Here is a 22,311-nt window from a genome sequence, read left to right as displayed (position 1 = left end):
CATGCAACTCAACCGCCGACCCCGCAAAACCCTGGGCTTTCAAACACCAGCCGAGAAAATGGCCGCACTGATAAACTCAACCGAAACATAGGAAGTGTTTCCACGACCACTAGAATCTGCCGCGTACTGCAAAACGACTACTCCCCACTCTCAGGCAAATATCCGCTTGAGAGTGGGGAGTACTTGTGTCCCCGACAGGGATCGAACCTGCGACCTTCGGTACCGGAAACCGATGCTCTAATCCGCTGAGCTACGGAGACATCGCTGGGAAAATTCCCAACGATGTGATTTTAGCGCATGGGGTAGTGGGGGACTAAATCAACCCTGGGGCGTCGGTGGTAGCGACTTCACCGGTACGCAGGTAATGCACGCCGATGTCGTCGACAACCTTATTCCCAGAGGCAAAGTGCGCATGGCCGGGACCATGGACGGTGACTACGTGGGACTGCATCGGCTTGGAGAGGCTCGTGTGGTACTGGTACGGCGTTTGTGGATCGCCCGTCGCCTGAATTTGGAGGGGCTTGGTGGCCAGCTTAGAGCCGTCGAGAGGCGCCTGGCCCGTGACCGGTGCGCGGCCACCACAGCCCGCGCCGGAACCGTACAGGGAGTTGATGAGGGTGAAGGGATCAGTGCTGACGAAGTTGGCCCATAGATAACTCGGATACAGCAGCGGATTGCCGGGCACGGTGTTTTCATTACAGACGATGAGGTTTTGCATATTCATTGCTTGAGCGACGGACTCTTGATGTTTTCGCAGTGCCTCTGGGTCGGACTGCTCGGCATCCATAGGCTCGCTGCCATTTAAGTGCTTAGCAAAGGCATCCCACTGTGCAGGAACCGGCACGAGGAGGCGCGTCATGCCCAAAAGCGGGGAGGACACTTGCACAGCATTGGGCTGCTGAATCTTCTGGCTGAGAAACTCTGCCTGCACCCGCAGCGGGCCGGTAGCGGTCATGATGTCCGCGCCGGGCTGGCCGGCAAACTCGAGCCCTGGTGGGAGGTCACCGATCTTGGCATTCGGTGGCAAAACAGTAGGGCGTACACCTGCCTCGCGGGCTACCTTCTGTGACCACTTTTCGTAGACCTGCAGCGGGGTGGTGCCGAGGTGGTACTTGGCGTCATTTTTGGCAATGAACCCGAAGAGATCGTGCAGTCCCTTTTCATAGCCGCGCTGTTGCGAAGCAAAGATGCCATTCCACGCCAGTTTGGGGCTCATACCCGAATCTAGCAAGACCTTGCCGGTGTGCTCTGGATACTTGGTGGCGTAGGCGGAGCCGAGGTAAGTGCCATAAGAGGTGCCGGCGATGTCAATTTTTTCTTCACCCAAGGCGCGGCGCACCATTTCCCAATCCTGCAGGGTATTCGCAGTGGTCAGTGAGTTGGTATAGCCCGGAGTGTTCTTTTCGCAGGCATCGCGGGTGAGCTTTCCTACCTGGAGGCTTCCTTGGAGCGGATTGCTGGTGGCCGTGGCATCACACTTGACCGGGGTAGAGCCGGGCAGGCCACGCGGTTGTACCCCGATGGTGTCCCACTCATCGCGCACGGCCTGTGGCCACGGAATAGCGGTATTGCCGGCCCATTCATAGGCATCGCCACTTGGGCCACCAGGGTTGGTAAACAACGCGCCACGGCGGGCGCCTGGGTTGGCGGCGGGAACGCGCACGAAGCCGACACTAATGGTGCCGGCTTGTGGGTTGTCGTAGTACGTAGGGACCTCGATGCGGCCACACTCGGCGCTGTCGATGTCCACCTGCTCTGGGCAGTCTTCCCAGGCAATGGCGGGCTTGGTGTCTTGTGGCGCGGCCGTGGCAATCGGTGCAGTAACACCAATCGTGACCGCAGCAGCACCGAGCGTGGCCGCAAACTTAGAAGAAAAAGAAAGCATAGGTTAGGTCTCCAGAATAAAAAATAATTGGTAGACCTAGCCTATGCTTTTTTGATGCTTTTGGCATCATATTCACAGTAGGTGGGTGCCCTCACCGGCCGGGGCGAGGGCTATGCACCTACTTGACGATGAGGACGATGAGGTCACGCGGGCCGTGTACGCCCTCGACACGAGTGAGCTCGATATCAGAGGTAGCGGACGGGCCAGAGATCCACGTCGCTGGCTTCTCCGGGTTCATGCGGGAGATGACCTCGGGGATGCCGTAGACGATCTCATCCTGGTGAACGATGCACAGGTGGCGATCCGGAACCAGGGTGAGCGCGCGACGGCCGCAGCGCTCATCAGACTCGAGCACGATGGTGCCGGTCTGGGCGGAGGTGACGTGAGACAAGGTGACAACGGCGTCGGTCTCATTGAGGGTGCGTGGATCGACAGTCTTATCGTCCGGCTTAGCATCGAAGCCCTCGAAGAGGCTAGCGTCCATGCCCTCGGCATAGCGGATGTCGTTGCACTCGCGATCCTTAAGGATCTTGGCGATGGCCTGCTTCAGCTCGCCTTCCTCGGTGACGTGCACCTCGGCCTTGTAGTCCTCGAGTCGGTCAATGAGCATATCGCGCAGTTCGTCCGCGTTCAGGGTGCCTTCGTGCTGGTAGTCGCGCGGGGCGTCAACGTGGTCGGGAAGACCAGCCTGCTTCTGAGCGGAGCGGATGCGGTTTAGAATTTCCTGCTTTGCGTTCACTTCTTGGACTCCTCACGGGCCTCGGCAAGAAGTTCCTTGCCTTCTTCGGACTCGAACCACTGGCGGAAGGATTTCTTTGGTGGAACCGCGGTATCGCGGCCTTCAGACCAACCGGACATAAACAGTGGCAGGGATTCGATGGTCTTGTTGGTGCCACCCAGAATGCGGCCCAGGGCGACCATGTGGGTTGCCTTGTTCCACAGCTTCGGGTTGCTCCACAGCAGCTGGATGGTCTTGAAGAGCTTCGGCTCGATTGGTGGGGTGGCGTGGGTGACCTTCTGGTGACGGTTTTCCAAAATGACGTCAGAAAGCGGAATCTTAACCGGGCAAACCTCGTCGCAGCGGCCACACAGCGAGCAAGCATAAGGCAGGCTGGCGGAAGGATCGTTGTGGTCCTTCATGCCGGTGAGCTGCGGCGTCAGGGAAATACCAATTGGGCCAGGGTAGACCGAGCCGTAGGCGTGGCCGCCGGCGCGCTCGTAGACCGGGCAAACATTCAGGCAGGCCGAGCAACGGATGCACTTGAGGGCCTGGTGGCCAATCGGGGAAGACAGGGCCGCGGTACGGCCGTTATCCAGCAGCACCAAGTGGAAGTTCTGCGGGCCATCGCCTTCAGTAACGCCGGACCACATGGAGGTGTATGGGTTCATACGCTCCGCGGTGGAAGAACGCGGCAGCAGCTGGAGGAAGACTTCCAGGTCCTGGAAGGTAGGAACCAGCTTTTCAATGCCCATGACGGTAATGAGGGTCTCCGGCAGGGTCAGGCACATTCGGCCATTGCCCTCGGACTCCACGATGTTGATGGTGCCGGTTTCTGCTACGCCGAAGTTGGCGCCAGAGATGGCAACCTTGGCCTTCATGAACTGCTCGCGCAGGAACTGGCGGGATGCCTCTGCCAGCTCGGCCGGCTCTGCCTGCAGGGAGTCATCGGTGTTCGGCATCTTGTTGACGAAGATATCGCGAATCTCCGCGCGGTTGCGGTGGATAGCCGGAACCAGAATGTGGGATGGCTTATCTTCACCCAGCTGCACGATGAGCTCCGCGAGGTCGGTCTCGCGAGCGTTGATGCCGGCCGCCTCTAGGTGCTCGTTCATGCCGATTTCCTGCGTGGCCATGGACTTAACCTTGACCACATCGGTCTCGCCGGTGGCGCGAATCAGACCCTCGATGATCTGGTTAGCTTCCTTGGCATCGCGTGCCCAGTGGACAGTGCCACCGCGCGCCTTAACTGCCTCTTCGAACTGCTCGAGCAGTTCTGGCATGCGGGCGGCGACATCTTCCTTAATTGCGGAACCAGCGGCGCGCAGCTCCTGCCAATCATCCAGCTCTTCTACAGCGCCAGAGCGCTTCTCACGAATGGAGGTAGTGGCATGCTGCAGGTTGTGGCGCTGGGTGGCGTTGTTTAGGCCAACGTGTGCGAGGGGAACAAAGGCCTTGCTGCCGCGCAGGTTACCGTAGCCTTCCGGCGCACGCGGTGGGGTGGTATCGAGGAAAGAGGTCATTAGAGCATCGTCTCCTTGGAGTAGGCGGCGGAGGTAGGAGTCCATGGGTGCTCCTTGGTGGAAGCCAAGATCTCAGCCATGTGAACGGCGCGGACACCGGAACGCTGGCGGCTCAGGGCACCACCGATGTTCATCAGGCAGGAGGAGTCACCGCCGGTGACGAATTCTGCTTCGGTCTCCTTAACGTGGCGGGTCTTATCCGTGACCATCGCGCGGGATACTTCCGCATTCTTGATTGCGAAGGTACCGCCGAAGCCACAGCATTCTTCCTTATTAGGAAGGGTGACCAGGTCGATGCCCTCTACTTCTTGGAGCAGCTGCAGCGGGCGGTCGCCCAGTTTCAGGAAGCGCAAGCCGTGGCAGGAGGGGTGGTAGGTCACGCGGTGCGGGAAGAATGCGCCCACATTGGTCACGCCGGCAACGTCGACCAAGAATTCGGGTAGATCCAGGGTCTTTTGGGTGGTCTTGCGGGCGCCGTCGACGTCGGCGGAGTTGCCGAAACGGTCGGCGATGCGCTCGTGCTGTTCACGAACAGCGCCCACGCAGGAACCGGAGGCCGCAACTACGTAGTCAATAGAGGGATCTGCGAAGGCATCCGCATAAGAGCGGATCATGCCCAACGTTTCCTTTTGGTAGCCGGTATTGATGTGCATCTGGCCGCAGCAGGTCTGTTCTTCCGGGAAGACCACCTCGTGGCCCAAGCGGGAGAGAACCAGTGCCGTTGCCTTTTGTACGTCCGGGAAAAGGGCGTCACCAATGCAAGTGGAAAATAGCGCAATGCGCATACGGTGCTCCTCGTTGATTTTTGACATGGGGTAGCCACAACCTTACTCCCTTTAAGCAGTACGTGCGTAATGCGTCTCCTCGTTGACCAGCGATTATTTTGCAATATTAGTGTTGCAGAAAGTGTTTATCAGCCGTTTGTGCAGTAAAGGGGAGTTTTAGGGCCCGGCCCTTTTCACACTTGACTTTTCAGTCCACTAGAATCGTGCGACATGACACCAGCTGATTTGGCCACACTGATTAAAGAAACTGCCACCAAGGTCATGGAAAGCCATGGCCTTGACTCCTCCGTCTTGCCGGAAACGGTAAACGTCGAACGCCCTCGCAATCCTGAACACGGCGATTATGCCACCAATGTGGCACTGCAGGTGGCCAAAAAGGCCGGAGCTAACCCGCGCGAGTTGGGTGGCTGGCTAGCAGAGTCCCTAGCGGAAAATGACGCCATTGCGGAGGCCGACATCGCCGGGCCTGGTTTCATTAATATTCGCCTCGGTGCCGATGCCCAGGGGGAGATCGTCGCGCAGATTCTCCGCACCGGAAAGAATTATGGCTCTAATGATTCCTTTGCGGGCAAGAAGGTCAATCTAGAATTCGTCTCCGCTAACCCCACCGGTCCGATCCACCTCGGTGGTACTCGTTGGGCCGCAGTCGGAGATTCCTTGGGTCGCGTGCTGGAGGCATCCGGCGCGGAGGTTACCCGCGAGTATTACTTCAATGACCATGGCGGCCAGATTGACCGTTTCTCCCGCTCCCTCGTGGCAGCTGCGAAGGGCGAGCCAACTCCGGAGGATGGCTACGGCGGAGCCTATATCCAAGACATCGCTGCGGCCGTGGTGGAGAAGAATCCATCCGCCCTGGAGGGCAGCGATGAAGAAGTGCAGGAAGCCTTCCGCGCAGATGGCGTAGAGATGATGTTTGCGCAGATTAAGCAATCTCTGCATGAGTTTGGCGTGGACTTTGATGTCTACTTTCACGAGAACTCCCTCTTTGAGTCCGGTGCGGTCGACGCTGCGCTGGACAAGCTCAAGGCTGAAGGCAATATGTATGAGGCCGAGAATGCGTGGTGGCTCAAATCCACCGACTACGGTGATTCGAAAGACCGCGTGGTGGTTAAGTCTGATGGCAATGCGGCCTATATCGCAGGCGATATCGCATACGTGGCTGATAAGTTCGACCGCGGCCATGATCTGAATATCTACATGCTGGGTGCGGACCACCACGGCTATGTGCCGCGCTTGAAAGCGGCAGCTGCCGCCTTGGGCTACGATGCCGATGCTGTCGAGGTACTAATTGGCCAGCTAGTCAACCTTTTGCGCGATGGCAAGCCGGTGCGCATGTCCAAGCGTGCGGGCACAGTTATCACCATGGAGGACCTCGTGGCCGCCATCGGCGTGGACGCCTCCCGTTACTCCCTGGTGCGATCCTCTGTGGACCAGAGCATCGATATTGACCTCGGCCTGTGGGAATCCCAGTCCTCCGATAACCCCGTCTACTACGTGCAGTACGGCCACGCCCGCCTGTGCTCTATCGGCCGCAAGGCAGCCGAGCTGGGTGTCGATGCCGAAGGTGCGGACCTTTCCCTGCTTACACACGAACGCGAGGGAGATCTCATCCGTACGCTGGGTGAATTCCCGGCCGTAGTGGAAGAGGCAGCGCAGTTGCGCGAACCGCACCGCATTGCCCGCTACGCCGAAGACCTCGCTGCGGTATTCCACCGTTTCTATGACTCTTGCCAGGTCCTGCCCAAGGCCGGCGAGGAGAAGGCTCCTATCCATGGTGCCCGCCTGGCATTGGCACAGGCAGCCCGCGTGGTCCTGGCTAATGCTTTGACCATGGTGGGCGTAAGCACCCCGGAGAAGATGTAAATGGCGGATTTTAATGAGTTGCCCGCCCATGTCTGGCCGCGCAATGCGCAGCGCGAGGAAGACGGCGTAGTTACCATCGCTGGCGTTCCGCTGCCGGACTTGGCGGAGGAGTTCCACACCCCGCTCTACGTTTTCGACGAAGATGACTTCCGGTCCCGCTGCCAAGACATGGCGCGTGCCTTTGGCGGCCCGGAGCATGTGCACTATGCCTCCAAGGCATTCATTTCCAAAAAGATCGTGAATTGGGTCAATGAGGAAGGCCTGTGCTTGGACGCGGCCTCTCTCAACGAGCTCAAGATTGCACTGGCGGCAGAATTCCCGGCCGAGCGCATTACCACGCATGGCAATAATAAGGACGAAGAGTACCTGCGGCTGTGTGTAGATGCCGGCGTGGGTCACGTCGTTATCGATAATGAGCACGAACTCGAAGAACTCAATCGCATCGCTGGGGAAGCGGGCAAGGTGCAGCCGGTCATGATCCGCGTCAAGCCGGGCGTGGATGCGCATACGCATGAATTCATCGCTACAGCGCATGAGGATCAAAAGTTCGGCATTTCGCTAGCCACCGGTGCGGCCTTCGCCGCGGCCAAGCGATGTTTGGAGGCAGAGAACCTGCACTTGAGCGGCCTGCACTGCCATGTGGGCTCCCAGGTATTCAACGCGGAAGGCTTCAAGCTTGCCGCTGAGCGCGTAATGGGCCTGTACCGTCAGATCTACACCGAACTGAACGTGACATTGGAAGAGCTCGATTTGGGCGGTGGCTTCGGCATTCCCTATATGCCCTATGAGGAGGCACTGGATATCGAGCGCGTGGCCAGCGATATGCTCGGTGCGGTCAAGCACACCGCAGAGGAGTTGGGCATCGAGGCTCCCTTCCTCCTAGTTGAGCCTGGTCGCTCCTTGGTCGCTGGCTCTGCGGTGACCGTCTACCGCGTGGGTACCGTCAAGGATGTAGAAACCGGCAAGTCCGATCTGCCGCTGCGGCGCTATATCTCAGTCGACGGCGGAATGTCAGACAATATTCGCCCGGCGCTCTACGGTTCGGCGTATGACGTGCGCGTGGTCAACCGCTTCAGTGATGGGGAAGAGGTTCCCTCCCGCGTGGTGGGTTTCCACTGCGAATCCGGAGATATCCTCCTTGAGGATGGCGAGCTACCCAATGATATCCAGCCGGGAGACTTGATTGCCTTTGCAGCTACCGGCGGCTACCAGTACATGATGTCCTCGCGCTATAACGGTGCGGTGCGCCCCGCGGTCGTCGCAACGCGCGTGGGACATACCAAGCCAATGCTGCGGCGCGAGACCATCGAGGATCTTCTCGCCCTCGAGGTCGACTAGCCGGCGCCCGCAGCCCCGCCACAAGGTCTAATTTAATTCAGGCCTTGTGGCGGGGCTTTTTCTATCTAGGAGTCTATTTAGGGCGAAAGTAGACAGCTTGTTCTGTATAGTGTCCTGTATCCGCACTGAGCGGGAACGACACGTTAACCCCAACTTCAATATGGAGACGGACTATGGCTGCACCGACTAGTGAGCTTCAGGCACAAAAGCATTCCGGCAAAGGCGAAGGCGAGACCGTTGGTATCGCGCTGCTGGGCTTCGGCACCGTTGGCGCTGAGGTCTTCCGCCTGCTGGGAGAAAATGCTGATGCCTTTGCTCACCGCATTGGCGGCCCAGCCGAGATTCGCGGCATCGCCATCCACAATAAGAATAAGCTGCGCCCAGGGGTACCCCAGGAGCTATTGACCGATGATGCCAAGGCACTTGTCGCCCGCGACGATATCGACCTTGTAGTTGAGGTTATCGGCGGCATTGATTTTCCGCGCGAGCTGGTCCTCGCCGCGCTCAATTCCGGCAAATCCGTGGTTACCGCCAATAAGGCGCTGGTGGCCGCGCATGCGGATGAGTTGGCAGAAGCCGCTGACCGTGCCGGCGTGGACCTTTATTTTGAGGCTGCCGTGGCCGCCGCTATCCCGGTGGTGGGCATGTTGCGCCGCTCCTTGGCCGGCGATCAGGTAGAGCGCATCTCCGGCATTGTCAACGGCACCACCAACTTCATCTTGGATGCCATGGAGTCCACGGGTGCCTCTTATGATGAGGCACTGGCCGAGGCCACCCGCCTAGGCTACGCCGAGGCTGATCCTACCGCGGATGTTGAGGGCCACGACGCCGCCTCCAAGGCCGCTATTATGGCATCTTTGGGCTTTCACACCCGCGTGAAGTTTGAAGACGTGCACTGCGAGGGCATTACCAAGGTCACGGCCGCGGATATCGCGGCGGCTAATGACGCTGGTTATTCCATCAAGCTATTGGCCATCTGCGAGCGCCTCCAGCGAGAGGACGGCTCCGAAGCCGTCAACGCGCGCGTCCACCCCACTTTGGTGCCCAAGGAGCACCCGCTGGCCTCTGTCAGCGAGTCCTATAACGCCATCTTCGTCGAGGCCGAGGCCGCAGGTTCCCTGATGTTCTACGGCAATGGCGCAGGTGGCAATCCTACGGCTTCTGCCGTGCTTGGCGACGTCGTCGGTGCAGCCCGCAATATCGTCCACGGCGGCCGCGCACCGGGTGAAAATACCTACGCCAATCTTCCTATCGCCGACTTTGGTGAGGTGGAAACCCGCTATCACATCGATATGGAGGTCCAAGACCGCACCGGTGTGCTCGCGGCCATCTCTGCGGTTTTTGCCAATAATGGCGTATCCCTGCGCACGGTACGCCAAGAGGACAGCGAAGATACTGCTCGCCTCATCGTGGTCACCCATGCTGCCAAGGAAGCCACCCTGGACAAGATCGTGGCTGACTTGGATGAGCTAGATGAGGTCAAGGCCGTCCATTCCGTAATCCGCCTCGGCAGCTAGCCCGACGCAATAGACTAAATAGCTATGAGTATCGAAGTTGAAGTCGGCACCAAAGCAATCGTGACCGTTCCCGCTTCTACGGCGAATCTTGGCCCCGGTTACGACACCTTGGGCATGGCGCTAAGCCTTTATGACACCGTCGAGGTAGAGGTCACCACCTCTGGGCTGGAGGTAGAGATTTTTGGTGAGGGCGCAGAAGACCTGCCGCGCGATGGCTCCCACCTAGTGGTTAAGGCGATTCGCTCCGCGCTTTCGGCGGCCGATGCGACCGTGCCTGGACTGCGGGTGGTTTCGCATAATAATATTCCGCAGTCGCGTGGCTTAGGCTCTTCCGCCTCTGCCGCTGTGGCGGGCGTGGCCGCTGGCAATGCGCTGGCAGGAAGCCCCCTTACACAAGAGCAGGTGGTGCAGCTTTCTTCCGCTTTTGAAGGACACCCCGATAATGCGGCCGCCTCCGTGCTGGGTGATGCCGTGGTGTCGTGGACCAATGTCCCCGTCGATGGTCACTCCTTGCCGGACTATCGCGCCGCTTCCATCAAGGTGCATAAAGATATACGTGCCACCGCCTTAGTGCCGGATTTCCATGCTTCTACCCAGGCGGTGCGTCGCGTCTTGCCGTCGCACGTGACGCATTCGGATGCGGCGTTTAACGTCTCGCGCACCGCGGTGCAAGTGGCTGCATTGCAAAACTATCCGGACCTTTTGTGGGAAGGCACCCGCGATCGCCTGCACCAGCCGTACCGAGCGGATGTGCTTCCTGTGACCGCGGAGTGGGTTAACCGTCTGCGCAACCGAGGATACGCAGCTTATCTCTCCGGCGCCGGCCCGACCGTAATGGTGCTGCACACCGAGGACATCGATGAGAGCATTCTTGCCGACGCCCGCGAGCAAAACCTCCGCGTCCTCGACCTCGCCGTCGCCGGCCCAGTCAGCGTGGAGCTTACGCAGGCTTAATTTCCAGCCTACATACGTTGTGAGGCTGGCGCGGCACCAGGTTAATGGTGGTGCTTTCATCGGTAGTTTCTTGCAGGAAGCCAGCGTGTACCGCGCAGAGGAACGGTGAAGGCTTAAGCCCTGAAGACACAAAAGGGCAGGCGCGGAGCTCAATATCGGTAGAGTCCGGCTGCATGGCGGGGTCAAAGCCCATATCGCGCAGCGTGGAAAAGAGCGTATCGAGTGCGCGATCGGAGCCCTCCGCGCCTGCGGCGCGTGCCCAGCGGCGCCCGATCTCGATGGCCTTGGCTGACGCGGCGTCGTCAAGCTCTTCCTTGCCCGCCAGCATGGTGGTCAGCACTTCTACCAGGGTGATGTATTCCTCTGCCACGGTCTTATTGTCTGGGACGCGGACTTGGAAAATCAGGGAAGGGCGTCCCCGGCCCTTACTTGGGGCGGATAGCACGTTTACAGCTCCGGCGTTGACCAGCTCATCGATGTGGCCGCGGGCGGTGTTGACGTGCATGCCAAGCTCCTCGGCCACGGTGCCGGCTTTGGCGCCATCAGGATGGCGTTTTAAAGCAGTGAGCACCTCGCGCTGCTTTGGCGAGAGGTTGAGGGCCTCGGGGAAGAGCTCGGTGGTGGGCCGGGGTAGTGAGTCAGGCATGGTAGAAAATCCGCCTTGGGGTCTGCATAACAGAGATTCTATTTGGGGTGGACAAAAACGTTTGCTGTAGATATTGCCAAGGATACGGTGCTACCCACCGCAAAACCTAAAGCAGACTCGCGGTCTACCGGTACGGTGGCCTCGTAACCGCCCAGGTCCACGCGCAGCTGAGCGGCTGCGAGGCTGGTGGCCTCGACCGCTAGGACTCGCACAGCCCACTGGTTGCAGGCTTCCGGCACGGCGCCGATGGTGGCCGTATGCGGATCGAATGTCACCGCCACCTCCCGCCCGGGCTGAACAGGTGCGTGTTCTGTCGTTGCCAAAATAGTAATCTCCCCGCAGGCGACCTCCACAGTGGAGGCATCTGTGGCGGTCACCGTTCCTTCAAGGCGGTTAAGCCCCGCGAGTGCCGCAACGAAGCCAGTCGGCGGGGCATCAAGCAGCCGCGCGGTAGCGTCGTGCGCTCGCACCTGTCCGGCTTCCATGACCAGCATGTCCTGCGCCAGGTTCGCAATGTCGAGTGCGTTATGGGTAACGAGCAGGGTGGTCCTATCCTCGCGGGCAGCGTGCAGAAAGTGGCGCCACCTCTCGGCCGATTTCACGTCGACTGCGGCAAGTGGCTCGTCCAGTATGAGAACGGCTGGTCGTGCGGCTAGCGCGCGCACCAGGGCCACGTGGGCGGCCTGGCCGCCGGAGAGGGCTGTTACTGGGACGTCGGCAAGCTCGTGCAATCCTGCTGCCGCGAGAAGCTTCTGCGCACGGGTTCTATCGCGGGTAACCATGGCGACCGCTTGCTGGGCCGTCGAGCGCGGCGGCAAGCCCGGCCGCTGGGTAAGTAAGACGATGCCGGTTGTGTCTGGAGAAACCTCACCGCCGCTCAGGCGTCCAGCAATGCGTCCCATAAAAGTGGTCTTGCCGGAGCCGTTCGGACCCACCACGGCCGTAATGGCTCGTGGAGACAAAGCCGTGCGCACGCCATCGACCGTAACGGATACCGCCTGCGCATTCGTGGGCTGGGTGAGCTCGCGGAGCTTGTCCACGTCCAGTGAATGCAGCTGCTTTGCCTGTGGCTGGTAGCGCCGCCTTCGCAGGGTCGGCAAGCCCGCAAGCGCCAGGCAGACCAAAGCCAGCCCGATAAGCAGGGCGGAGAGCACGTAGGCGCCGTCCGCGTCGACCTCTCGCTCTAAATAGATACCCAGCGGCATCGTGCGGGTAACCCCTGGCTGAGAGCCGGCAAAGGTCAGTGTCGTGCCAAATTCGCCCAATGAGCGCGCGAAGGCCAGCGCCGCGCCGGTAGCTACAGCCGGCGCGATCGAAGGAAGGGTGATCTTGCCGAGTATCTCCCAACGCCCCAGGCCCACGCTCCGCGCAGAAGCGAGGATTTCCTGGTCTAGTTGGCGCAGCGCCGAATCGACCGCTACCACCACAAAGGGCAGTGCCACGAAGGTTTGCGCCACCACGACTCCGGGGAAGGCGAAAGCGAGGTGGATGCCCAGGGCGTCGAGAAGCGGGGCGAGGTAGCCCTTGCGCCCTAAGGCTGCGGTAAGGCCCAAACCGCCGACCACCGGTGGCATAGCCAGAGGAAGGTAGACCAAAAGACGGATAATGGTGCTGCCGCGGCCGAGCTGCTGGACCCATAATGCCAGGCCCAAGCCCAATACGAGTGCGAGCAGCATGGACTGGAAGGCCGCCGCCACGGAGATGAGCAGCATGTCTCGAATCTCTTCGCGGCCAAGGTATTCGCCGATGCGTGCCCACGGCACCCGCAGCCCGAGAGCTACCACGGGAACGATGATGGTAGCTACCGCAATGAGACCAATGAGGCCGATAAGCAGCGGGGCCTTGGGGCGGACAGGCTGAGGGGCGGACATAGACTACTCCGCTGGGCTGAAGCCAAGGTCGCGCCAGGTGGAATCGAAGTCACTGCCCAGTACCTCGAGCACCGCGCGTGCCTGGTCGGGATGAGAGGCGTCCGTGGCAACGGCACCCAAAATCTGGTTGGAGAATTTCTCCGCCCCAGGAATCTCAATCACCTCAACATCATTGCCGGCTGCGGCGGCATCTGTGGAGTAGACCCATCCAGCATCGGCTTCGCCCGAGGCCACCTTTCCCAAAACGTCTGCCACCTGGCGCTCCTGGGAGGAAGGGTGTGCGTCCAGATGCTGGTCATCGATGATTTGGGAGGAAATATCGCCGCAGGGTACTTGCGGATCGCAGAGTACGAAGTGATGGGAGTGGGAGAGATCGTGCACGGAATGGATTCCCGCCGGATTTCCCTTGGGAACCACCATGACCATGACATTGGTGGCGAGCACCTCAGGTGTGGTGACTGTGCCATCCTGGACCGCCTTATCCATGGTCTTCTTAGAAGCTGTGAGGAGAAGATCGGCCGGGGCACCCTCGCGCAGCTTGCTCACCAGATCGGACGAGCCGCCATTTTCAAAGCTTAGATTCACTGCTGGATCGAGCTGGCCCGCGCGCTGGGTAAGTTCTTCATTGATAACGCGGGTGGATGAGGCCGCCAGTACATTGAGCGTGGGATCCGCCGTATCCTGCGGCGAGGTTACTGACGTGTGCGGAGCGCAGGCTGAAACGGCGAATCCCAAGGCAACGAGGAGTGCGGCGATGCATCTTTTCATCTGCGGAGAGCTCCTTTTCGGCTTCTTCGGCGACGGGCTTGACCTACCTAGAATAGCCCTCCGCCGGACAAAGGTTTAGCTCACGCGAGTGAACTTGATGTGGAAGTCGTTTTCTTCTTCCTGGAGGTAGTCGAGCTCGAACTTCTCCTCGCGGGACTCGACTTCTTTGAGCAGCGGAATGGGGTTGTGCGGGGCGATGAGGATCATGGACTCTCCCACGTTAAGGGTGCCCAATGCGCCATGGATGGCACCGTGGCGGACGGCGTGCGGAATTTCTGAGGCGTTGAGGGTGGGGATGGAATGCGGCTTATTGGCGTCGGAAATGGGCAGCTGCATGGCAAGTAGTCCTTTCTGCTGGGGTGCGAGTTTCGCTCTGACCCCAATATTAGTACGATAAAACTCGTGCAAAATAATAGCGTGGCGCATCGCCTTATTTTTCTCGCCTGTGCAGGGGTATCCCTGCTGGTTGGGCTGGGTGCGGGCGCCTCCCTCCTGGGTTTGAACGCCACCCCGGGAGCATCCTTTGCCGCCGACCACGGGCCGCTTATGGTCTTCGGCTTCGTAGGCGAGGCCATCGGCCTCGAACGCGCCGTCGCCGTGCGCACCACGTGGGCCTGGGTGGGGCCTGTATGCCACGTCGCTGGCGTGCTCAGCATTCTCGCCGGCCTACCGCGTGGGGTCGCAGCCATGTTCTTTGCCGCCGGCTTCCTTGTCCTTGGCTGCATCTATGCCACTATCTACCGCCGTCAGGCTAGCCTCGCGATTCTGGTGCAGGCAGTCGGCGTCATTGGGGGAGTAGCCGCCGCTGCCCTCTGGGCCATGGGGCCGGGGTTTGCTACAGCGATGCCGCTGTGCGCACTTTATGCCGTGGCCACCATCATCGGCGAGCGCATGGAATTAGCGCGCGTAACCATGGCCGGCACTCGCGCCGAAAATCATCTCACCCTCTTAGTGCTGGGGCTGGCGGCAGTCAGCGTTATCTATATGCTTTCCCCGGCGGTGGGCTATCGCGCTATGGGGCTGATGTTGATCGCCATCGCCGTGGCGACCGCGCGGGTGGATGTGGCCAAGAACTTGGTGCGCTCACAAGGATTGCCGCGCTATTCGGCGGCATGCATGCTGGCCGGCTACGCCTGGCTCGCGTTCGGCGGGTACTTGTGGCTGATCTATGGCGAGGCCACCGGCTTTGTCTATGATGCCTCGGTGCACACCATTTTCCTGGGCTTTGTCATGTCCATGATTTTCGCGCACGCGCCCATCATCTTCACCTCTGTTATTCGCCGCCGCCTGCCATACCACAAAGTGCTCTACGTACCTGTGGGGCTCTTGCATGGTGGCCTTGCGCTGCGAGTCCTTGCAGATTGTGCCCAGCACACCACAGCGCTCCAAAGCGGCGGGGTGGTTACCATTATTGCGGTAATAGGCTTTCTTGCCTGCGGCATTACCTTGACCAGCAAGGAGGCGCGACGTGCGCATTCATGACATTTCCCTGGCCGCACGCGGCCGTTGGCATACCCTTAGCGCTGCCATTATCGCCGGGTGGATCCTTGTCGGCCTCGGCCTGCTCATCGCTAGCTCCTTGGGCGCACCCGTGGTGTGGTGGGATATCATCCACCCCTTCACAATTGGCGCGCTGACCACGGCGATCATCGTCTTTTCCACCCACTTCACCGAGGCCTTGACTAGGACTGCGGGTGGGGACTACCGGGGCGTCGGCAGTCGCGTGGCACTAGTCCAGATCGGGCTTATCTTGTTGCTCATCGATAGGGCGGGGTATGACTGGGGCCCGCTTGCCGACGTCGCCTCAACCCTCATCATCGCCGCCCTCGCCTGGCATCTGTGGTTCGTCGCGCGGCGCCTACGCGGCTCATTGTCTGGTTCTTTTGCCGTGACCGTGCCCTTTTATATCGCCGCTAGCGTGTTCATGATTGTCTCCGTAGTACTCGTCATCCTCAGCGGCAACAGGGTAGGCGAGTACTCCCTCCTCATCGGCACGCACTCGCGCGGTATGGTCTGGGGATTTGCCTGGCTGACCGTCATCGGCACGGTGGTCACGCTGCTTCCCACGTTGTCTGCCACTGCGATTTCCTCCACCGCCCGTGCAAGATGTACCCGTGCGCTCATCGTGCATTGCGTGGGGCTGGGATGTGCGATGGCACTATACGCGGTAGGCCTCACCCGAGCTGCAGGCGTGGCCCAGCTGCTCGTGGTCTTGGCAGCCCTGCTCATCATCCAGCCGGTACTCGCTACCGTCATGGGGCGCTCACCACGGCTGACCACCGCCACCGTTGCCGTCATCGCCGGCCTGCTGTGGATGCTGGCGTTGTGCGCCGGTGATGCCATCTCCGCAGCCGTCGGAGCCTACCCGCGCACCATCACCTTGGTTGTGCTTCCCGCCTTCCTCGGTGCTGGCCTTTTGCAGCTGGTGACCGGTGTCCTACACCACCTGCTGCCCATACTTACCGGGGCGCGCCCCAATACCGCGGACCGCACCGGTTACGCTCGTCTGCTGCTCATCAACCTGGGCGGACTACTTAGCTTGCTGGATGCTATTGCGGCCGGGCTTATCATGATGGGGATAGGTCTTGCCGCCAATATCTTCGCCGTTGGCCGAGCCCTTTACTTACAGAAAAGACTGGAGAACTAAATGCTGAGCGTTTCTTCCTCACAACCCGCGGACAAGCCCGCCTCCAAGGACTCATCTTGGGCTTCGTGGCTACTCATCGGTATCGCGTTAGCGGCAGTTATCGCACTCGCGGTGGTCAATTCCACCGGCAAGAGCTCTCAGTCCGCTACGCCTGTAGCCTCTGGTGAAACGCAGACCATTGACGTTGGTGTGGATGGCATGGCCTTTACGCCCTCGTCTATCGATATCGACCCTGGAACCCATCTGGTGGTCAACTTCACCAACTCGGGTGACCAAGTCCATGACCTGAAGATAGGTGATGCCGAGACCGGCCGCGTCGATCCCGGCGAGACCGTCCAACTTGATGCCGGAGTCATCGACTCCTCCGAGGAAGGCTATTGCACCATCGCCGGCCACAAGATGCAGGGCATGACTTTTAAGGTCAACGTCGGAGATGGCGCCGCCGCAGGGCATGATCACACGGTGGCTTCTGCAAGCAACCCCCACGTAGACGTGCCCACCGCCGCCGAACTCGGCACCCAGCGCGATGGCTTTTCTGCCTTCGACGCCTCTGTGCAACCTGCCGCCGAAACGAAGACCCACAAAGAGACCTGGACGATGACCGAAGAAGTCGTAGAGGTCGCCCCCGGCATCAAGCAAATGCGTTGGCTCTTCAACGGCCAAGCCCCAGGCCCGACCCTGCGCGGAAAAGTGGGCGATAAATTCGAAATCACCATCAAAAACGAGGGCTCCATGGCCCACTCCATCGACTTCCACGCCGGCGAGGTCAACCCTGATGAGACCATGAAATCCATCCAACCGGGTGAGGAATTGACCTATAAATTCACCGCGCATCGCTCCGGCATTTGGATGTATCACTGCTCTACGATGCCCATGTCCCTCCACATCGCTAATGGTATGGCCGGCAACGTCATCATCGATCCGCCGAACCTGAAGCCCGTGGACGCGGAATACAACTTCATGGCGACCGACGTGTTCCTCGGTGAGGAAAACACTGGTGCCGATGCCCAGCGCGTAGCCGACGGCCGCTTCGACCTCATGGCCTTTAACTATTATCCAGGCCAGTACGACGCAGAACCCATCAAGGCCAAGGTGGGCGATACTGTTCGCCTGTGGCTGACTAATCTAGGCCCCGACCAGCCGCTGAGCTTCCACGTTGTGGGCGAACAATTCGATACCGCCTACAAAGAAGGCGCCTACCTCATCAAGAATGAGGACTCGACCGGCTCGCAAGCCCTGGACCTCCTCCCGGCGCAAGGCGGATTCGTCGAGATGACCTTCAACGAGCCCGGTACTTATTCCTTTGTCAATCACATCATGACTAACGCCGAGAAGGGGCAGCACGGCAAGTTCATCGTCACGGAGTAGGCCAGCCTCGCTCGATACACCCTTCGCGCTCACCATGAAACAAGTTTCATAAATCCGCGGCTTCACGGTGATCACGAAGAGCGGGGTAGTTCTGCAGCTTCCCCTTCGCGCTCACCGGGACGGTGATTTCGTGCTACCCGCGGCTGCTAGTGAGCGCGAAGGGTGGTGGGAAGAAGACCCTTACCCTTGCCGCTCACCAGTGCGGTGCCGTGGCCTAGTTCAGCGAGCTGCGGTGAGCGCGAAGGGGGAGGGCAGGGTCCGGGAAGCAGAGCAGGGGGAGCTCGCGCAATTCCGCGTGTGTGTCGTAGTCGCGTTCGGCGCCGGTGCCAGGGACCTCGACAAAATTCACACCGCGGATGAGGCGGCGGACGGAGACGTTCCTAGCCGTAGAAAGGGATTCGAGCTGAGTGTGGAGCGCGGGGGCGTGCCAGAGGGAACACAGCGGCTGGAGGTAGCCGTCGGCGGCGCGGGTGAGTACGGCATCGGCCGTGGAGGAGGCGAGGGTCGAGCGCAGACGGGGAAGCAGTAGCGGCGAATCGGGGGCATCCACGGCGAAGAGGGCAAGTTCGGTGCAGTGGGATAACGCTTGTGCGCCGGCCGCGATGCCAGCGACGGGACCACCATAGAGCGGGGACTCGCACACCTGGGGTAGGCCGAGATAATGCGGGGAGACGGCCACGGCCGGGGTGCCGTAGGGGAGCTGGGCGAGCAGGCGGTCTATAAAACGTGTTCCGTGGGCGGAAAGAGAGGCTTTATCTGTGCCACCCATGCGTCGGCCGTGGCCACCGGCGAGGATTATCGCGCCGAGCATTAGGCCTCCGGCAGGGTGCGGGACCAGTCTCCGGAGCGGCCGCCGGATTTCGCCACGATGCCGCAACGGCGGATATAGGCGGAGCGGTCTACGCCCTTGACCATGTCGATGATGGCGAGCGCGGAAACATTCACGGCCGTAAGCGCTTCCATCTCCACGCCAGTGCGGTCGGCGGTGCGGACGGTGGCGGAGATGAATACGTGGTCGTCGGCAAGCGTGAGCTCCACAGCGCAGCCGTGCACGCCGATGGTATGCGCTAGTGGAAGCAGCTCGGGGACCTTCTTGGCAGCGGAAATGCCGGCGATGCGGGCTACGGCGAGGACATCGCCCTTGGGGACCGTGCCGTCGCGCAAAGCGGTCATGACCTCGGGGGAGCAGGCGACTTCGCCCTCGGCCGTGGCAGTGCGTACGGTGGGTTGCTTCTCGGTGACATCGACCATGTAGGCAGCGCCGTCAGAGTTTAGGTGGGTAAATTTCATGGTTGCTCCTTTAATACAGATAAACGGTGGTCTCTTCGCCCACGGCGGGCGGTTCGGAGGAGATGAGACAAAAGCCATTGGTACCGGCGAGCGATACGACGCGATGGCTGCCGTGGGGCAGGTGCGAAGTAATGGCGGGCTCCGGCTGAAAGTCTACGGTCACGGGGACAATGGTCGGCCGGCCGCGGGAGGCAGGAAGAGGCGAGTCCACACGGGCGCGCAGGTTGACCCGCTCCCGTGGCGCAGGGTGCCCGGAAAGTGCGGCGATGAGGGGCCGAGCATAAAGCTGGAAATCCACGAAGGCAGCCACGGGGTTGCCGGGCAAGCATAGTACCGGGGTGCCTTTCCAGAGGGAGTAGCCCTGTGGGGCACCTGGGCGCTGATCGACGTGACCGAACCACGCGGAATCCGTGCGCCCCAGCACAGTGTGGACCACATCGAAGGCGCCGGCTGACACGCCACCGGAGGTGATGATGAGGTCGTGGGAGGAGGCAAGCTCATCCAGTGCAGAGGCGAGGTCCGCAGGGGCATCACTCACGTGGACGTGTGCGTCTGCGCCTGCAAGGGCAGCGAGCATGGGGCCGTTGGAATCCGGCAGCTGGCCGGCAGCGAGCTCTGTTGGGGAAGAGACGAGTTCTTCGCCAGAAGAAATGATCGCTATGCGTGGGCGGCGGTAGGCCGAGACGGAATAAACGCCGGCGGAGGTGAGAGCGGCGATTACGGCGGCGTCGACAAGCGTGCCGGCTGTGGCCACTGGCGCGCCGGGCTGGATATCCTCCCCGGCAGGGCGAATATGTGACTTGGTGGGAGCATCGGTGATGGTCACCTCGTCTGGAAGCGCTACTGGGCCGGCCGGGGTGGTGGTATTTTCCACGGGCACGACAAGCATTCCTGCGGTATCAGCTACCGGTGCGCCGGTCATGATGCGCACGGCGTGTCCCGCGGGGACCTCGATAGGGGCGGCGCCGGCTGGGACATCGCCGGCGATGGGGAGGGTCCACGGGCCGGTGGAGAAAAGATCCGCGGCGTGGACGAGGAAGCCATCCATCGCCGAGTTGGCGTGGGGCGGCACGGGAAAGCGCGCGGTGGCATCGGCGGCGAGGACGCGGCCGATGAGGGAAGCATCGACGGCGGCTGACTCGGCCGGCAGGGGGGATGCCAGGGTGAGGACAGCATCGAGGTGCGCGGAGATGCTGCGGGGCGTGGACATAAAAATAAGGTTAGCCGCCGATGGCGGACATCGGACGGTCCGGTTGGAGAAAGCCCTCGTCATCGATGCCGTGGCCAGGCTTTTTGGTCCACATTTCCCCAGCCCAGGCCTCCATGATCTCCTCATCGCTGGCCCCAGAGCGCAATAATTCCCGCAGTGGGGTTTCGGAATTGCCAAAGAGACAGTTGCGGACGGCGCCATCGGTAGTCAGCCGCGTACGATCGCAGTCGCTGCAGAAGGGGTGGGTGACCGAGGCAATGATGCCCAGTGTGCCGCGCGTTCCATCCGGAGCGGTGGCCTCCCACAGAGCGGCGGGGGCAGAACCCCGCGGTTCGCGGGCGGGCTGTAGCGAAAAGTGGGTGCGCAGACGGGCGAGGATATCCGCGGCCGTTACCATGTCCTCGCGGCGCCATTGCTCGCGGGGCCCAAGCGGCATCTGTTCGATGAAGCGCAGCTGAGCACCGTGGCGGACGGCATAGTCTGCTAGCGGGACGATGTCTTCTTCATTGACCCCGGGCATGACCACGGCGTTGATTTTGATGGGCTTTAAGCCCGCGGCATCCGCGGCAGCGATGGCCTGAAGGACGTGATCGAGGCGGTCGCGGCGCGTGAGCGCGGCATAGCGCTCGCGGTCGATGGTGTCGAGCGAGATATTGATGCGGTCGAGCCCGGCCGCGGCGAGGGCGTCGGCCCGCTTTTCCAGTCCCAGCCCGTTGGTAGTGAGCGCGGTGGAAGGGGAGAGGCCTTGGTCAGTGCGTAGCTCCTTGGTGGCGGCAATAATCTTTTCCAGCGACTTACGCAGCAAGGGTTCGCCGCCGGTGAAGCGTACTTGGCGGATGCCCAGCTTGCCGACGCCAATTCGAATCAGTCGGATGGTTTCCTCATCGCTCAAGGTCTTCTCTGTGGGCATCCACTCTAAGCCTTCGGCCGGCATGCAATAGGTGCAGCGCAAGTTGCAGCGATCCGTGAGGGAGACGCGCAGGTCGCGGGCTTGGCGGCCATAGCGATCCAGCAGTGCGCGCGTGCCATCAGCAGCCGGGGCGGGCAGATCCGCTGGCGACTGCGCCCGGACCACGGTGGGCAGGGGCAGGGAAACTACGGGTCGCTGCGTGGAAGAGGTCATCGGTGCCAGTCTAAGAGAGGGGATGAGGTACACCAAGCTGCAACGGTTACGGAAAGGATATTATTCCTAGTTTTCCCGGCTTAAATCGGTGGCTTCGGTGGCAGCGAGGCGCTGCGATTCGCCTGGGCCCTTGAGCCGGATGATGTTGTACTCGCCTTCTGCCAGGTGGGTGCGCAAATCCTTCTTATCGAATTTGCCCACGGAAGTTTTATCGATGGACTTTACAAAGGTCCAGTACTCCGGCAGCATCCAACTCGGCAGCTCCTTGCGCATGCTGGCGCGCAGGCGCTCTGCGGTTTCAATGGTGGGAGAAGCACCTTCTGCCAAGACGGTAACGGCCAGTGGGCGCTCGACCCATTGCTTATCGGGGTAGCCGATGACGGCGGCTTCGACGACAAGTTCGTCAGACATGATGAGGTTTTCTAGCTGGACGGAATAGATCCACTCGCCGCCGGAGCGGATGACGTCTCGGGCGCGGTCCTCTACGGTAAGGAAGCCGTCCTTGGTGACCGAGCCGACATCGCCAGTGCGCAGCCAGCCATCCGCGGTGAACTTGCCCTCTGCAGCCTCGACCTGCTTGCCACGAAATTCGGAGGCGATTTCGCCCGGCTCAGCGGTAGGCGAGTGGTAGTAGGAACCGGTGACTAGGTTGCCGCGTACCTGCAGCTCGCCCGCGTTGCGGTCGGTTCGGGCCACAACTTGGCCGTCATTGACCACGCGGTATTCCAGCGAAGCGGGGATGCGGCCCTGGGAGATGCGGTAGGCCCACCGAGTATCGCCCGAAGCACCCTGTGGAGGGCGGGCG

20 protein-coding genes, 1 tRNA gene and 2 pseudogenes are annotated in these 22,311 nt (G+C 60.9%); 7 read left to right on the top strand and 16 right to left on the bottom strand.

What is annotated here, in order from left to right; translation table 11 throughout:
• Positions 1-186 precede the first annotated feature (186 nt).
• The 5 genes from MHK05_RS11195 to MHK05_RS11175 all read right to left on the bottom strand — a co-directional run bounded on the left by MHK05_RS11195 (position 187) and on the right by MHK05_RS11175 (position 4,911).
• Positions 187-260 (bottom strand) — tRNA-Arg (locus MHK05_RS11195).
• Positions 261-313: 53 nt separating this feature from the next.
• A complete protein-coding gene (locus MHK05_RS11190; RefSeq protein WP_239206817.1) occupies positions 314-1,885 on the bottom strand; it encodes an alpha/beta fold hydrolase in 1,572 nt (523 codons plus the stop codon).
• A gap of 118 nt (positions 1,886-2,003) precedes the next feature.
• Entirely contained in the window at positions 2,004-2,624 is a 621-nt protein-coding gene (locus tag MHK05_RS11185) for a LutC/YkgG family protein (protein ID WP_239206816.1), read from the bottom strand.
• The gene (locus tag MHK05_RS11180) at positions 2,621-4,126 is read right to left on the bottom strand and encodes a lactate utilization protein B (RefSeq protein WP_049361405.1); all 1,506 of its coding nucleotides are present in this window, start codon (positions 4,124-4,126) and stop codon (positions 2,621-2,623) included. Before MHK05_RS11180 ends, MHK05_RS11185 begins: the two co-directional genes overlap by 4 nt.
• Positions 4,126-4,911: a (Fe-S)-binding protein gene (locus MHK05_RS11175; RefSeq protein WP_049361528.1), complete on the bottom strand. Its 786-nt coding sequence runs from the start codon at positions 4,909-4,911 to the stop codon at positions 4,126-4,128. Before MHK05_RS11175 ends, MHK05_RS11180 begins: the two co-directional genes overlap by 1 nt.
• A 210-nt stretch (positions 4,912-5,121) precedes the next feature.
• Here MHK05_RS11175 and argS point away from each other — a divergent pair, with 210 nt between their 5' ends.
• The 4 genes from argS to thrB all read left to right on the top strand — a co-directional run bounded on the left by argS (position 5,122) and on the right by thrB (position 10,583).
• Complete coding sequence (gene argS, locus MHK05_RS11170) at positions 5,122-6,774, top strand: arginine--tRNA ligase (protein WP_239206815.1); 1,653 nt, start codon at positions 5,122-5,124, stop codon at positions 6,772-6,774.
• On the top strand, positions 6,775-8,112 hold the full coding sequence (lysA, locus tag MHK05_RS11165; RefSeq protein WP_239206814.1) for a diaminopimelate decarboxylase: 1,338 nt from the start codon (positions 6,775-6,777) through the stop codon (positions 8,110-8,112).
• 173 nt (positions 8,113-8,285) lie between these two features.
• Positions 8,286-9,629: a homoserine dehydrogenase gene (locus MHK05_RS11160; RefSeq protein WP_239206813.1), complete on the top strand. Its 1,344-nt coding sequence runs from the start codon at positions 8,286-8,288 to the stop codon at positions 9,627-9,629.
• Positions 9,630-9,653: 24 nt separating this feature from the next.
• Positions 9,654-10,583, top strand: a complete 930-nt coding sequence (gene thrB, locus MHK05_RS11155) for a homoserine kinase (protein ID WP_239206812.1) — start codon at positions 9,654-9,656, stop codon at positions 10,581-10,583.
• Here the strand turns inward: thrB and MHK05_RS11150 are convergent.
• From MHK05_RS11150 to MHK05_RS11135, 6 genes and pseudogenes are all read right to left on the bottom strand, one after another.
• Positions 10,570-11,229 carry a helix-turn-helix transcriptional regulator gene (locus MHK05_RS11150; RefSeq protein WP_239206811.1) on the bottom strand — a complete coding sequence of 220 codons (660 nt, stop codon included), beginning with the start codon at positions 11,227-11,229 and terminating at the stop codon, positions 10,570-10,572. The genes thrB and MHK05_RS11150 overlap by 14 nt on opposite strands.
• 38 nt (positions 11,230-11,267) lie before the next feature.
• Positions 11,268-11,714, bottom strand: a complete 447-nt coding sequence (locus MHK05_RS11985; protein WP_445292950.1) for a TOBE domain-containing protein — start codon at positions 11,712-11,714, stop codon at positions 11,268-11,270.
• A gap of 138 nt (positions 11,715-11,852) precedes the next feature.
• A pseudogene (locus MHK05_RS11980) lies at positions 11,853-12,203 on the bottom strand (ATP-binding cassette domain-containing protein); the annotation flags it as partial.
• A 150-nt stretch (positions 12,204-12,353) separates the two neighbouring features.
• Positions 12,354-12,905, bottom strand: a pseudogene (locus MHK05_RS11975) (molybdate ABC transporter permease subunit); the annotation flags it as partial.
• A gap of 198 nt (positions 12,906-13,103) precedes the next feature.
• Positions 13,104-13,868 carry a molybdate ABC transporter substrate-binding protein gene (gene modA / locus MHK05_RS11140; RefSeq protein WP_239206809.1) on the bottom strand — a complete coding sequence of 255 codons (765 nt, stop codon included), beginning with the start codon at positions 13,866-13,868 and terminating at the stop codon, positions 13,104-13,106.
• Positions 13,869-13,943: 75 nt separating this feature from the next.
• Positions 13,944-14,204, bottom strand: a complete 261-nt coding sequence (locus MHK05_RS11135; protein WP_239206808.1) for a DUF2249 domain-containing protein — start codon at positions 14,202-14,204, stop codon at positions 13,944-13,946.
• Positions 14,205-14,270: 66 nt separating this feature from the next.
• Here MHK05_RS11135 and MHK05_RS11130 point away from each other — a divergent pair, with 66 nt between their 5' ends.
• Genes MHK05_RS11130 through MHK05_RS11120 form a run of 3 tightly spaced genes read left to right on the top strand, consistent with a single transcriptional unit; the run spans position 14,271 to position 17,883 of the window.
• Positions 14,271-15,350 carry a DUF8744 domain-containing protein gene (locus MHK05_RS11130; protein ID WP_239206807.1) on the top strand — a complete coding sequence of 360 codons (1,080 nt, stop codon included), beginning with the start codon at positions 14,271-14,273 and terminating at the stop codon, positions 15,348-15,350.
• Positions 15,337-16,515, top strand: a complete 1,179-nt coding sequence (locus MHK05_RS11125) for a beta-carotene 15,15'-monooxygenase (RefSeq protein WP_239206806.1) — start codon at positions 15,337-15,339, stop codon at positions 16,513-16,515. The genes MHK05_RS11130 and MHK05_RS11125 overlap by 14 nt, the downstream gene beginning before the upstream one ends.
• A complete protein-coding gene (locus tag MHK05_RS11120; RefSeq protein WP_239206805.1) occupies positions 16,516-17,883 on the top strand; it encodes a multicopper oxidase domain-containing protein in 1,368 nt (455 codons plus the stop codon). It begins immediately after the preceding gene.
• Between the two features lie 214 nt (positions 17,884-18,097).
• Here the strand turns inward: MHK05_RS11120 and mobA are convergent, their stop codons facing one another.
• From mobA to MHK05_RS11095, 5 genes are all read right to left on the bottom strand, one after another.
• Entirely contained in the window at positions 18,098-18,694 is a 597-nt protein-coding gene (mobA, locus tag MHK05_RS11115; RefSeq protein ID WP_239206804.1) for a molybdenum cofactor guanylyltransferase, read from the bottom strand.
• Complete coding sequence (gene moaC, locus MHK05_RS11110) at positions 18,694-19,173, bottom strand: cyclic pyranopterin monophosphate synthase MoaC (protein ID WP_086588029.1); 480 nt, start codon at positions 19,171-19,173, stop codon at positions 18,694-18,696. Before moaC ends, mobA begins: the two co-directional genes overlap by 1 nt.
• A 10-nt stretch (positions 19,174-19,183) precedes the next feature.
• Positions 19,184-20,383, bottom strand: coding sequence for a molybdopterin molybdotransferase MoeA (locus MHK05_RS11105; RefSeq protein ID WP_239206802.1), 1,200 nt, complete (start codon positions 20,381-20,383; stop codon positions 19,184-19,186).
• A 10-nt stretch (positions 20,384-20,393) separates the two neighbouring features.
• On the bottom strand, positions 20,394-21,506 hold the full coding sequence (gene moaA / locus MHK05_RS11100; RefSeq protein ID WP_239206800.1) for a GTP 3',8-cyclase MoaA: 1,113 nt from the start codon (positions 21,504-21,506) through the stop codon (positions 20,394-20,396).
• 66 nt (positions 21,507-21,572) lie between these two features.
• Positions 21,573-22,311, bottom strand: a 739-nt coding sequence (locus MHK05_RS11095) for an AMP-binding enzyme (RefSeq protein WP_239206798.1), incomplete at its 5' end; no start/stop codon positions are given.

The organism is Corynebacterium nasorum (assembly GCF_022347325.1).
GTDB lineage: Bacteria > Actinomycetota > Actinomycetes > Mycobacteriales > Mycobacteriaceae > Corynebacterium > Corynebacterium kefirresidentii.
This window is presented reverse-complemented; position numbering and strand designations above follow the sequence as displayed.